Genomic DNA, 13,663 nt, shown 5'->3' with positions numbered 1-13,663 from the left:
ACACCTAGGATCTCAAGTACGTGTAAGAACGATCTGATCCCCGGAACGGGTTATTTTGTAAATACCCTCCTGCATGTCGATGCCATAGTGCTTTTTCAACAAATACTTGGCGTTGAGATCCGTCTCGACGACCACCAGATAATCGTAGCCGCTCAGAAGGTTGTCCATATTGTCCTCATAGAACAACACGATCCCGTCCACATGTGGAGCATACAAGAAATACTTTCCTACATATTGCATGTAATAGTTCGTGACCTGCTGGTTCCTGTCTGAGGCGTAGAAAAGATATCTATTCTCATCCTCCTGCCCGCCTGGGTACCACCGATCACCGGTAACCGCATGAACCTTGTAAGGGAGCGTTGTATCATAATTTTTGGCGATAGACAAGATACCATTGTATTCCGACAAAAGAATGGTGGCTGCAACCGCCATACAGCCGATAATGCCTTTTTGATAATGACCCTTCGTCTTGACCGTCTTAAAGGATTGATAATCAGGCACTTCACCGATCCGATAGTGGAATGAACGCTCCAGGTCGATCGCAGCGCACAACACCAGCCCACCGGCGAACAGCACCACGATACTCGATGCATAGCGCTCAAAGCCTGCCAGAACAATGGCCTCGTCGAGAGGCATGGAGAAGAGATATAACGCCAGAATACCTGCATAATACAGTAACACTACAACGTCCAATGCAATTAATGCTTTCCATAAGTTCCACTTCTTCTTGAGTACAACAACGGCAAATATCGAAGCACCGATCGCTACAATCTGGAAAAGTACAATGCCGAGCACAGGCCTGGACGTGATATCCATGCTTGATTTCAGGAAGAGCGTCAGAATCTCCCATTTCTGTTCTCCCGTCTTGCCCGCTTTGATCACCGCCGCTGTTCCCTCGAACTTGTTATCAATCCCTTGGAATACCGTCGCCATTCGCCAGCTCCAGCCGAAATACGGAAGTAATGAACCACCAAGGGTACCCAGCACAGTCAGTCCGACTTTCCAGTTCGAGCGCTGCCCATTTCTCAACCACGTATACACCAGGAAGATTAGGCCGATTGCGGCGAAAATAATCCCTGTGCTTTTGATAATGGTCAGCAATCCGGCAAGCGGAAGAACAACAATACATGCCTTTATGATCTCATTCCGATATTGGTATATCACCGCCAGGATCGCGAGCGCGTAAATCGGAAGCAAGAAATCCACGAGTAAATTGGTAATCCGAATCGTAAGGTTGAAAAAAGAAAGCGTAGATAACCCGAGTCCGAGAAACGCGTACAGGAGAAAGCGTTTCTTCTCCGAAACGATGCCGAACATGGCATAAAAACAGGAAAAGATCAGCAGACCCTGTGCCAAAAGCATCACGGACTGGGAATGCCCCATGAAGCGACAGACGTAATAAATAAATGACGAAGTCCCCAGCGGATAGTTTTTAAAATCAATCAGGCTAGAGTCTGGTGTCGGAAAGGCATTCGTACTCAGCATCTGCTTCACCACAATGGCCCAGTGCGAAAAGTTATCGTAGTGTGTCAATTCATTTTGGAACAGAATCAGCAAAAAGATGAACGTTCCGCCTAGAAAAGAAAACTGAAATAACGAGAACAATACATTCGGTTTGGTTTTGGTCCCTTGTCGGACAGCTCGAACCAGCGTACCTCTAACAAACACCAAGCCTAGTATCAACACAATGATACTTCCTATAAAGAGCTGACCTGCCAAGCCAGCGAAATATACGATGCAGGCAATCGAGGAAAACACAAATACAGGGATAAACTCCCACCGTAGTGCAAGTGTCTTCCGAACAAACTGCATATAACCAACAAAGGAGATTATCAATAAAACTCCCATCACAAAATGAAGCACAATGAGCATTGTATCTCTCCTAACCCTCTCTGGTGGAACGATCGGAATGTGGCTGAATCAAATCAGTCAGCAATTGGTCGATCAGGCCCTTTTCTACAATATCATCGATATTCTCCACCGAGAGAAGCACTTCGCGCTCACGGGCTGTCGTTTTTCCCGTATGTTGCAGAATGACTTCAATATTACTCTTCGTATAAAAAGTAACCACCGCTCCCGAAGCAATATCCCCATGGAAACCCGTCGCGGAAAAGAAGCGATAATTGAAGCTTCGCAGTGTACAGCTGGCACCATTGGTGAAATGAACTGGAAGCTGAAGGGAAAGCCGCGGCATTTTTCGCTGATCCGATCTGGGTTGAACAATTCGTTTTTTCACATTACGTAACATATCGTCATAAGCCGTATCCCACATGTTCATCTGCTCTGGCAACGAGTGTTTACGGTCATAGATGATCTGCATATATTGGCGGTTATCATGCTCATCGACTGGCTGAACCGTTGCCGAATAACGCCAGCCCTCGCCATCCTGTTTCACATAAACGATGACTGCATCAAGGTTGGCCTCATATCGCTCGGTTTTGACGACCAGAGAGATGACCTTCTGCTCAGCCAAATAAATGGGATAAGGGACATAGAAGGCAATCCCTTGTTCAGATACATCCACCGTTTTGGCTTGATACCGCAGATTGTTGGCTTGATCGTGGATCACGACATCTTCCTGCGCCCGAATCCGTTCTGTCTCCCGATACGCACGACGGCCAATCATGAAGAACAGGGCGTAACATAGCGCGATCATGTTATGAACCAGCCAGAAAATAATAATACTGCTGAAGAACAGCGCGATCCCATACTTGCCGTTGACATACCGAATCACGGCTGCAATGGAGAGCAACAGCAGGAAGATATGCGGAAGTGCATATAACAGAGAAGACATCCATTGTCGACCGTTCGCTCTGCTTTTGTTGGTAACCTTGAATTTTTTCTCGCGGATGCCCACCGTTTCCAGGAGAACAGGCCAGATCAGATAAGGCATAAATATCGTATCGATAACCTGGCTCCATCGCTGATTCCGAATATTGCTGGACAGATATCGCATGGATACACTATAGAAGAAGTAGGATGGGAGCCAGAAAATTAAGATTTGCCAGAAGGTAGTATTCACAATCTGGAAGTCAAATAACGCAAACAAAATAGGCGCCAAAATGAAAATCAAGCGGTTAAAGAAGGACCACCAGTATAAGAAACTACTCAAGTAGGTTACTCTCGTCCAAAAGGGAAGCTTCCCCGATATAGGTGCACGCGTATTCTGCAGGCTCTGAATGATACCCCTTGCCCAGCGAATCCGCTGCTTAATCATGCTCTTGACTGTGGTTGTCGTCTGCCCGGCAGCTTGTACCTCTTGAGTTGCATAGGTAATATAACCTTCCTGCTGCAAGCGGATGCTTGTCTCAAAGTCTTCGGTGATCGTATTAAGTGGAAAACCTCCGATGTCTTCCATGCCCTGCCGGGAAATGATCGTATTACTTCCTGTATAGGCTACCGCATTGGAGGCATTACGCAGGATGTTTACTTCTCTGGAGAAGAAGTCCTGTTCATTCGGGATGCCTTGCTCTGCATACAGGTTAAACTGGAACAGATCCGGATTGTAGAAGCTCTGCGGGGTCTGTACCAGACCAAGCTTGAATGTAGGGTCCATTTCATCCTCACGGCGAAGACGCCATTCCCCGTTCTCCTTAATAAAAGTGGAGAGCATAAAATAGGGGACCGTTTTCATCAAAAAGGTATGCTGTGGAATCATATCTGCATCAAACGTTGCAATGAGTGGAGAAGAGCTTTTGCTCAGTGCATTGTTCAGATTACCAGACTTGGCATCCTTGTTACCGGGGAACCCCAGATATCCCACACCAAATTGTCTGGCAAGTTCCTCTACCTCGGGTCTTGCTCCGTCATCACAGAGATAGATATGAACCTTCTGCTTGTCCGGATAATCCATGAACGTGCAGGCATTAACCGTTTTATACAACAAATCAACAGGCTCATTATGCGTAGCGATAAATACATCCACATCCGGATAATATTCCGGCGGCACGATTGGAAAGTCGAGCTGTGTACGTTCTTTTTGCATCTTCTGAAAGAATAATTCAAAAGTTGTCAGTACGGTTACCGTTTCAGCCACAATCAATAGCATACCGAAGATGACGTTCAGCACACCTTCACCCCATGGCAACGTAAAGAACGTACGCCATACCAAATAAATCGACATTAGAATCATCGTGATGATAAAAAAGATATTCTGCCTTTTTTCGTTTTGCACTACAACTGCTTCCTCCTTGCTGCAAATACCCATCTTCGCTGCAATTGGAAACTGAGCAGGAACAGCAAGGCATCACAGACGAATTTCGCCAATTTCTCATCTACGAAGAGAACGGTATGGAATAGATATACGCCGGTACTGGACAGCACGATCACCACTCCGCATAACGTCAGATAACGCAATAGACTTCCCTGGCTATTCTCCTTGCGGAATACAAAGTGTCTGTTCAGTGCATAGTTGACGACAATGGAAATAATTCTGGCAATCACGGTTGCGAGTAAAATTCTTAGATAATGTTGCTCACCCAACATAGGCCGCAACGCGTCGATCAAAAACCAGGCAATGCCCAAATCAACAACAGAACTAGCTACAGAGGAAGAGATAAAGCGGAAGAAATTCGAAAACAATACACCCATGACTCGGGCACTATCCTGAACTGCTTTAAAATGTGTTCCTGCATTGCCATTCTCATAAATGACTTGAATCGGCATGGTATGAATCGGAATGCCCGATTGAATACAAGAAATAAGCATCTGCAGTTCATATTCGAATCGAGTCCCGCGAACATCCTGCATAAATGCAAGTAGCCCTGGACCGAAGGCACGAAGGCCGGTCTGGGTATCTGATAACTTTTTTCCATATAACATAGCAAAGATAAAGGAGGTCATCCGATTGCCCAACAGAGACTTCGGCGGTATGTTCCCTTCACTGAAATTCCTGACTCCGAGAACCAGCGAGTCGGGATAAAGCTTGGCTTCCTGGGCAAGACGATATACATCCTCCGCTGCATGCTGTCCATCCGAATCGGCAGTAATGACACAAGAAGCCGTTCCATATTGCTGTGCAATATAACGGAAGCCTGTCTTGAGTGCAGCACCTTTTCCCTGATTCTCCGCATGTCTCAACAGCGCGCATCCGTTCTCTCCAAGCTCCTCGAAGATGGGCTGATATGTCTTACCAGATCCGTCGTCTACAATGACAATATTGATAAACCCGTAGTCTCTCAATTGACGGACATAGGATAGAAGTCTCTCATCTGGTTCCAGTGATGGAATAAGGATGATTGTTCCGTCCTTTTGTTCAGTTGTAATCATCCTAATTAAGCCTCAATTCGACATATTTTCTCAAAAATCTGGATTGAATATTGTGAGTATACCATCGTAAGGTTGGACAGTAAACGAACAAGTTTGCAATCTACTGGTAAAAAAGTTTTATACCTTTATGTATGCGAACATAGTCAAAAAATACTAGATCATAGCGTAGCTTACATGGTTGAGAAAAGTGATCCTGGTTTTACGTTGAATCTTCATGAAAGTTGTAAAGTATGTACTAACTTTCCGCTCCAATTTAGACGAATGACAGCTTATATGGATGATTTATATACATTAGAATAAGTATAGACCCTTAAAAAGGCAGTGATTTCGATGTTATTTCAACGAGACAAATGGCTGCAGTATCGCACACTCCACAGTGTGCCCTTACTTGCCGAGCGGTTACCCGAGACACAGCTTCTTGAGAAGCAATCGTTAACACATATGCTGCAACACTACCCAAGCTTGGTTCTGAAACCTTGCAATGGAAGCTATGGAAGGGATATCGTGTTCATTAAACGTCAGCGTTCTAATACCTATCGAATTCAGAATGAGAATCATACCATTACCCTGTTGAATACAGATCAGCTGCTCGAATGGCTCGACAAATCCTATAAAGATCGCACCTACATTGTCCAGCAACGCCTGCAATTGGCCCGAATTCGCAACAAACCGTTTGATCTTCGGATCATGGTTCAACGCAAAAGGGAAGCGCCCTCGAAGTGGAAAGTAACTGGCGCTTATGCCAAGGTCGCATCGCGAGGATATCTAGTCACGAATGTGACCAGCCGTACCTTGCCTGCGCTTAAGGCACTGCAACTTGCAGGTGTCGGAGGCCGGACTTTACTGGTCCAGGCAGAACGAACTGCACTCCTCGCTGCCAAACAATTGGCAGAACACAACCCTGATCTTAGACAAGTCGGCTTTGACATTGGAATCGATCAGAAAGCTCGGATTTGGATTATTGAAGGGAATTATCAACCCGACTTGCGCCCTTTTCGGCGCTTGAAAGATTCCTCCATGTATCGCCGCATATTATGGTATCAGAAGCATTGATTTGCCACTTCATGATAAGGAAACGACTCGCCCTTAGTAGACTGGGCGAGTCGTTGCTTTGGGTTGAATGGGAGCTACTGCTCAGATTACGTTCATATCCTGAATCTTATTTCCGGCAACCTCGTCTCGGTGTACTTACTACACGTGTAACCTGGAAACGGTTTGGTCCTACCTGTATGATGGCAAACTGGCTGTAAGACGTGCCCGAGGACGTATATGGTTCAGCTTCGATGTTGCCACTCGGTGTTCTAACCGTTGCCGTAATTCTTGTCACCAAGCACACCCCACGTGAAGAAGCCTGCCAAGTCTCATCACGCTGTACAACATAGTTGTCATCGCTGCAAAAGAGAGATGCATACTCTACTTTTCCTGAAGCATTAAATGATGTGGAATTGTATATTCGAACCAGGGGATAACTCCGTACTCTTCTATTTCCCATTCTCAAAACCTCCTTTAATTTGATAGTTTAGTAAATGCAATAGATTGAGATTTGGTCAGGGATAGAAGTGGACAAGGTTGAAAAAGTGTGTTTGTCCGATGGTTAAGAGGGGAATTTTCGCTTGACTATTTGCCATGAATCACAAGTCCATATTTATTAAAAATCCAGGATTGGCTCAATTCTTGCATTGCATCATGGCTTATACGCACAGAGGGCTTCTGTTCCTTCATCGCATCTGTGTCCTGTGCCGAGAAGCGAAGCGGCTTTGTTATTTTTTGGATAGAGTCTCTAATCTCATCGAAAAACGCATAGGTCAGCGGCATATGATCCCGGATATCCTCATATATATAGTATTTTCCTTTTTCGTCTTCCAAATTAACCTGAACGCCTTTCGGAAATGAAAGCATGATGTACGGCAGTTCATCCTCTGCCCATTGAGCGTGATATGGGAAAGAAACACCTTCATTTCTCACAAAAAATCCTGAACTTTCCTGATTGGACGCAACAGAAATGGAATATATAAAGAAGGGACGAACATCATTTCTCTGTTCTCCTGCCACATAATACTGATAGAACGTCTGATACGCCTCATACACCTGACTATAATCATGCTCTGTCCGGGCAGCATTGGTATGACGGAATTGCACCTGTCTCTGCTCGAAAATCTGTAATAGACCTTTCAACTCTTCAGGAGTGATGAAAAACTTCAGTTTATAGAATCCACCATTCTTTAATTTGTCCATTTCTTTTCGCTCACCGTCCTATATATGTATCTTATTTCCATTATAGTGATGCACAAATTAGCCGTACAGATTATTATCCGTACGGCTAATTTCGAGTTGTTCGGCTCTGCGAATTTGGAATTGTTAAGGTTTAACTACAGAGAGAAGAGACTCATTACCCTCAGAGATCACCGTCACATCTGGTGCAAACGTTGCATCACTGACATGTAGTGTTTCTCCGAGCTCCATCGTGCTAATGTCAAATTCAATCGACGTTGGCAAGTGTCTCGGCAATGCCTCCACTTCAATAGAAGCTAATTGAACTTGTACGACTCCGCCCTGTTTTGTGCCAATCGGTGTGCCGTTGAACTTGACAGGAATTTTAGTGCGCATGATCTCATGGGTCTGCACCTGTTGAAAATCCACATGAATCAAATCTCGTGTAACCGAGTCACGTTGGAGGTCTTCCAATAATACGGTCACTGAGTCTTTACCTTCAAACTGCAACTCAATAAAACCAGTTGCCCCTTGCTTCAACCATTTTTGAAAATCTATTGTTGGAATATGAACCATCTCATTCTCCGTATTTCTGCCAAAAACAATGCCTGGCAAACGCCCGGATTTACGTAGATCCCTAAGTCGGGAAGAATTTAATGGAATGCGGTTTTCCGCTTGAAAAGTAGTAGTCATGCTATGTTCGCTCCTCTTTAATAAATGATATTTTTACATTTTTCATACACATCCAACCATCCCCTGTTGGGGCTAAAGAAAGAAACATAGCATCACCACCTCCAAATACCATCCATTTGATTTTAAAATACATTTAATGTAAGCTCCCATGATATACATGAAGGCACTCTACTCGGAAGAGTAGAATGCCTTTGGGATGCCTCAACCCTATCATAGAAACACTTTTTTGTCGATCAACCTGAAGTATATGATAGAGTATCGTCTACCTCATCCAGACGCCATAGGGAAAAAGGAAAAGGGACTCTTCCTTTACCAGGAAGAACCCCTTCGATTATAAGGTTTAAATAAGTTCTACATTATGAAGCTTTAGCTGCAACTGTTTTCTCAATTAATGCTTTGGCATCATTAGTAGTAAGGCCTTGTTTTGGTTGAAGTGATTTTTGATCTGTTCCACCAAGAATACCTTTATTAATCAGTTTTACCATAGGTTTCATTGCATAGGTAGACACGGACTTACCATCTTCGAAACTAGCAATAATCGTGGCAGTCTCTTTATCGGTCGCTTGACCTTTTACCAATTTAGCAAGAATTGTAGCAGCTTCCTCGCGTGTGATATCTCGATCAGGATAGAAGTTTCCACCATAGCCCTGGATGAATCTAGCATGCGTAGCTTCAGCAATCGCATCTGCATAGGTCGCATCAGCCGCTACATCCTTGAATGCAGGTGCTGTAGTTACTTCATTTAATTTCAACATATCCACCAGCGCACTTACAAATTCAGCACGAGAAATGACTTCTGTAGTCGCAGGTGTTTCTGTTGGCTCAGTAGATGCAGCCACGTTAGTGATACGTCCTTCATTCTTAGCTTCAATGTTACCGCCTTTAAATGTTTTGACAATGTAATCGTAGAATACATCCAGATCGATCGGACCTGCCAAGGATGATTTGGCATCCATCAGCACTTTATAGTTGTCTCCGCCTGCAGCCATGAAGTTGTTAACGACAGCCGTATATGTTTTTGCAGGATCAATGGCTGTGCCGTCTTCCAGACTAAGGCCCGTAATGCGCTCTGCAACAGGCTTGTTGAAGTCTGCAGCATATTTCAAACCCGAGATTTGTAGTGTCTTGGTGTTTGGTGTACCGTCAGCATTGGTACCCCATTGCTGTTGCAACAAGGTTTTAACCTGTTCGCCAGTCAGCTCCAGTTTCACTAATGTATTACCGAATGGTTGAATTTTCGCAAGATCAGCAAAGGTTACATCACCTTTTGGCAAATCGGCACGAATCCCACCTGGATTCATAAATGCAAAGTCAGCAGCGCTTGCTTTATCCCCAAAGTCAGCATCACGCATCGCATCTGCAATCAGGTTGCCTAGAGGCGCTTCATTATTGTAGGCATCTGTACGCAAAACAGAACCATCTGTTGTACCCACTGGCTTCGTCAGTTCAGGATGCTTGTCCAATGATTTCTTGATAATTGCCAATGTTTCAGGGTCTTCTTTTACACCCTCTTGGAGAGTCGTAGTAACCGTAGCTGATTTTTCAGTTACATCTCCCGTCGCAGGATCAATCATCAGCTTGATATCTTCAAAAGCCGTACCATAAGAATACGCTTGAACGATTAGCTTTCCGTTCACTTCACCGTTAGCCAAAGCATGATTGTCACCTGCAACGATCACGTCAACAGGGGAATCTGCTGGTAAAGCTTTTGCCAGATCAGCTGCTTCTCCAGTCGTTACGCCTTCTTTGGTGGTTGCTGGATCATGTGCCAACACGATGATCGTTTCTACACCTTGATCTTGCAATTCTTTTGCATATTTATTAACGGCTTCAACTTCTTCTTCCGGACTTAAGAAACGCACACCAGCTGTACCCGATGGGGATACTTTGCCAGGTGTTGATTTGGTCACTAGTCCGATGAATCCAATTTTGACTCCGCCTACTTCTTTGATTACATAAGGCTTGATCAGTGTTTTTCCGGTAGCGGTTTCAATGACGTTTGCATTAACGTAATCAAATTTTGCACCAGCATGTGTCACCTTACCTTCTTTTGGATCCAGGCCACCAAAGATCTGTGCCTTCAAAGCAGCAACACCTTGGTCAAATTCATGATTCCCCAGAGACCCTACATCAAATCCCATCATATTCATCCATTCCATGGTAGGCTCGTCGCGATCCATAGATGAGACCGGAGCCGATGCACCAACAGAATCTCCATTATGGAAGAGTAGGGAGTTTTCATATTTGGCTTGAGCTTCTTTCAGGTAGGTTGCTAGAATTGGAGCCGATCCTGCCTTTTTATCACCAACGATCGATGTGGTATCTAACTGACCATGAAAATCATTGATTCCAATCAAGTGTACTTCTACATCATTGCCTGCGGCAGAGACTGAACCTGCTGCCCCCAGTAGTTGTGTGAGTAATAGTGCAGTAGTAGCGATACGAATTGTGCTTTTGCCCAGAACGTTTTTCCAAGACATGAATTACATAACCCCTCTCCAATTATCGATCCTGAGATATTTTACCATAGTTCAATTCAGAAAAGTCATAGAAAATATCAAATGGTTGTAAAAATATTTGGGAGAATGATAGAGAAGAGGTGTGTTTACTACTGGCTAAACATAAAGGCACCCCGCAGGGTGCCCTTATTACCTTCATATAACGGCTCATAAAATATAGAGATCGAGATATTGCTCGGTTAACTATAATTCTTTATGCTCTAACATGTTCATTAATAGAACAACGGCCTCTGCTCTAGTGGTTGGTGATTTAGGTATGAAATTATTGTTTCCCATTCCTTCGACAAGGCCAAGTTCCTTCAGCGCGGCCACAGAGGTTTTTGCCCACACAGGAATAGATTTATCATCTGAAAAAAATGTTGCAGCATTGCCTGTAGTGGGTACCTTAAGCGCATTCGCAACCATCATGGCCATCTCGACACGTGTGATATTGGCATTCGGCCGGAACGTGTCGTCGGGATAACCGCTAAGAATGCCCTCCTGCACTGCTTGCGAGACTGCCCATTTGGCCCAAGATCCGATTTCCGTTGTATCTGAGAATACCAGTTCTGCCCCAGCTTTTTGTGAATTCAACGCGTTCATCAGCATGACTGAGAACTCAGCACGTGTAACGTTCTTCCCCGGACTAAACGTTCCATCGGGATATCCGGTGATTATACCGCTGCTTAACGCTTGTTGAATTCTTGCTTCAGCCCAATGTCCCGAGATGTCGCTAAAGTCCAATCCCGTCGCCGGTTCAACTGGAGTATTCAAGATGGGCTTTCCACTAGTTTGATCAACAACAAGGACAGCATACTTCGTGAAGTGATTGACCTCGACTGTGATTTGATTCCCTTGAATAATACCTCCATCTACTTTCTCCCATGTCTTGTTCACTTCATTAAAATAAAAAACAGCTGCCGAATGATGACGCTCAAGACCTGTTGAATCAAATGTAAACGTCAGTTTTATCGGTATGAGGAAGTTCTCCGTAAAATTCTTCATAAGTTCAAATACCGGGCTGGCCAGAATTTCTTTATGTGTTAGCAAAGGTTCCGTATTGGAAACTTTATCAATGGATAAAGTCAGCTCACGAGATGATGCCCCTGCTGGAATTGAGATTTCAATCTCTTTGCCCAGGCTAACCAACCCTGACTTACCAATCGGAACGGTTATTTTACCTGTTGTTGATTTGACTATATTGTCTATCGGGGCGATTGGTAAAGAAGGACTGCTCGGACTTGTTGTTTGTGCTGGCTGTACAGTAAAAACAGAGTACGGATTCGACTCCGTTATTCCCTGTCCTGCGTTACCTGCACCATTGGACACTCCCGTATTTTGAAGGGTGATGACATTGACCGATTTGTTCACATTCGCATGCGGGGTTAACGTTGCTGTCCACGTCACTCCCCCATCGGTTGAACGGACAGTAGTCAGTGTACCGCTTGCAATCGTCAGATCTGTGTTATCAAAACCTGACACTGCCTCAGAGAATGTGATTGTTACCAAGGATGTTTTGCCAAGAGTCAGCGTTCCATCAGCTACAACAATCGTTGCCGTTGGTCGGGAGGTATAGACTGCGTAATTATTCGAAGTAGTCGTTCCTGTGCCTGCGTTGCCTGCCATATCGCTAATGCCCGAATTATCAAGCGTGATGACATTGGTTCCATCATCAATTCCTACAGTTGGTATCAATGTCGCAGTCCATGTAATCCCCTCATCAGATGTATGCACAGTACTCAGCGTACCATTTGCAACGGTCAGGTCCTCATTAGTAAATCCTGTAATTGCTTCCGAAAATGTAAAGGTGACCTCTGATGTCTTGTCGGCAGTCAGAATCATATCGGCGACGTTAATGGTTGCTGTCGGTCTGACCGTATCAATGGCGAAGGTATTGGAATCCGTTGTACCTGTACCTGATATGCCGCCCTGATTCACTACACCCGTATTATGGAGTGTAATCTTGTTCGTTCCCGCAGTGATGCCGGCGGTAGGAGTAAATTTTGCTGTATACGTAATATTGTCATTCGTAGCCAGATTGGTAATAGTTCCATTCGTCACCACAAGGTCGGCTAGCGTAAAACCGGTCACTGCTTCAGAGAAGGTGAAGGTCACATCAGACATCTTGCCAATATTCAACGTTGTCTCGGCTACGACAATCGTTGCCGTTGGCCGGGCGGTATAGATCTCATAATTATTCGAAGGCGTTGTCCCCGTACCCGTATTGCCCGCAATATCACGAATACCGGTATTATCAAGCGTGATAATGTTGGTCGCATCGGCGATACCAATATCTGGCGTTAATGTCGCGGTCCATGTTATACCTCCATCGGAGGAACTAAGGCCTCTCACCGTACCATTCTCTACTAATAGGTCGGCAACGTTAAAGCCGGTCACTGTTTCGGAAAATGCGATGGTGATCAGTGATGTCTTCCCAGCGGTTAGAGCCGTATCGGCTACAACAATGGTTGCTGTCGGTCTTAATGTATCAATAGTATAATTACTCGAAGTGGACGTGCCCACACCTACAATACCGTCTAGATTCATCACACCTTCGTTGTTCAGGGTTATGACGTTGGTCGCATCTGTAATATCTGGTTTAGGTGTGAGAGTTGCCGTCCACGTATAACCTCCATCCGAAGAGACCGGTGCAGTCAGTGTGCCGCTTTCCGGAACCGTTAAGTCTCCATTGTCCAACCCTTGTACCGGTTCTGAGAACGTAAAGAATACCTTTGCGGTGCTGCCAATTCCCAGCAGCGCATATTCCATCGAAATTGTTGATGTTGGAGCCGCAGCATACACCTTATCTGATGCTTTGAGACACAACAATCCTGCCATTAGGGATACCACCAGAACAATAATTCCAATCTTCTTCCTTAAATACATATGCTCCTCCTCTTAACGCTCTCTGGACTACTCAATAAAATCAATTCCCTCTTAAATACTTCAAATTTAATCTAATCAATTCGACACATACGTTCGAATTCCTATAC

General features: G+C 44.7%; 10 protein-coding genes. 1 reads left to right on the top strand and 9 read right to left on the bottom strand.

Translation table 11 applies throughout. The features are described from left to right. Nucleotides 1–12: 12 nt before the first annotated feature. Genes ACX9NY_RS24110 through ACX9NY_RS24100 form a run of 3 tightly spaced genes read right to left on the bottom strand, consistent with a single transcriptional unit; the run spans nt 13 to nt 5,268 of the window. Entirely contained in the window at nt 13–1,872 is a 1,860-nt protein-coding gene (locus ACX9NY_RS24110; protein WP_339258054.1) for a hypothetical protein, read from the bottom strand. A gap of 10 nt (nt 1,873–1,882) precedes the next feature. Then, nucleotides 1,883–4,174 (bottom strand): glycosyltransferase family 2 protein, encoded by a 2,292-nt coding sequence (locus ACX9NY_RS24105; RefSeq protein ID WP_472475483.1) that lies wholly within the window; start codon nt 4,172–4,174, stop codon nt 1,883–1,885. Further along, nucleotides 4,174–5,268, bottom strand: a complete 1,095-nt coding sequence (locus ACX9NY_RS24100) for a GtrA family protein (RefSeq protein ID WP_472475481.1) — start codon at nt 5,266–5,268, stop codon at nt 4,174–4,176. The genes ACX9NY_RS24105 and ACX9NY_RS24100 overlap by 1 nt, the downstream gene beginning before the upstream one ends. A 330-nt stretch (nt 5,269–5,598) precedes the next feature. Between ACX9NY_RS24100 and ACX9NY_RS24095 the strand changes: the two genes are divergently transcribed. After that, the gene (locus ACX9NY_RS24095) at nt 5,599–6,321 is read left to right on the top strand and encodes a YheC/YheD family protein (RefSeq protein ID WP_472475479.1); all 723 of its coding nucleotides are present in this window, start codon (nt 5,599–5,601) and stop codon (nt 6,319–6,321) included. 106 nt (nt 6,322–6,427) lie between these two features. Here the strand turns inward: ACX9NY_RS24095 and ACX9NY_RS24090 are convergent, their stop codons facing one another. The 6 genes from ACX9NY_RS24090 to ACX9NY_RS24065 all read right to left on the bottom strand — a co-directional run bounded on the left by ACX9NY_RS24090 (nt 6,428) and on the right by ACX9NY_RS24065 (nt 13,556). After that, nucleotides 6,428–6,760, bottom strand: coding sequence for a hypothetical protein (locus ACX9NY_RS24090; RefSeq protein ID WP_339238833.1), 333 nt, complete (start codon nt 6,758–6,760; stop codon nt 6,428–6,430). A gap of 125 nt (nt 6,761–6,885) precedes the next feature. Then, nucleotides 6,886–7,503 carry a hypothetical protein gene (locus tag ACX9NY_RS24085; RefSeq protein WP_472475476.1) on the bottom strand — a complete coding sequence of 206 codons (618 nt, stop codon included), beginning with the start codon at nt 7,501–7,503 and terminating at the stop codon, nt 6,886–6,888. A gap of 123 nt (nt 7,504–7,626) precedes the next feature. After that, nucleotides 7,627–8,172, bottom strand: a complete 546-nt coding sequence (locus ACX9NY_RS24080) for a 50S ribosomal protein L25 (protein ID WP_472475474.1) — start codon at nt 8,170–8,172, stop codon at nt 7,627–7,629. Nucleotide 8,173: 1 nt separating this feature from the next. Continuing rightward, complete coding sequence (locus ACX9NY_RS24075) at nt 8,174–8,305, bottom strand: hypothetical protein (RefSeq protein ID WP_339238836.1); 132 nt, start codon at nt 8,303–8,305, stop codon at nt 8,174–8,176. 223 nt (nt 8,306–8,528) lie between these two features. After that, nucleotides 8,529–10,652, bottom strand: a complete 2,124-nt coding sequence (locus ACX9NY_RS24070; RefSeq protein WP_472475472.1) for a 5'-nucleotidase C-terminal domain-containing protein — start codon at nt 10,650–10,652, stop codon at nt 8,529–8,531. A 222-nt stretch (nt 10,653–10,874) separates the two neighbouring features. Then, complete coding sequence (locus ACX9NY_RS24065; RefSeq protein WP_472475470.1) at nt 10,875–13,556, bottom strand: Ig-like domain-containing protein; 2,682 nt, start codon at nt 13,554–13,556, stop codon at nt 10,875–10,877. Nucleotides 13,557–13,663: the final 107 nt, after the last annotated feature.

It is taken from the genome of Paenibacillus sp. CB74 (assembly GCF_055687625.1).
The sequence above is the reverse complement of the archived record's forward strand: the minus strand, read 5'-3'. Positions and strand labels throughout refer to the sequence as shown.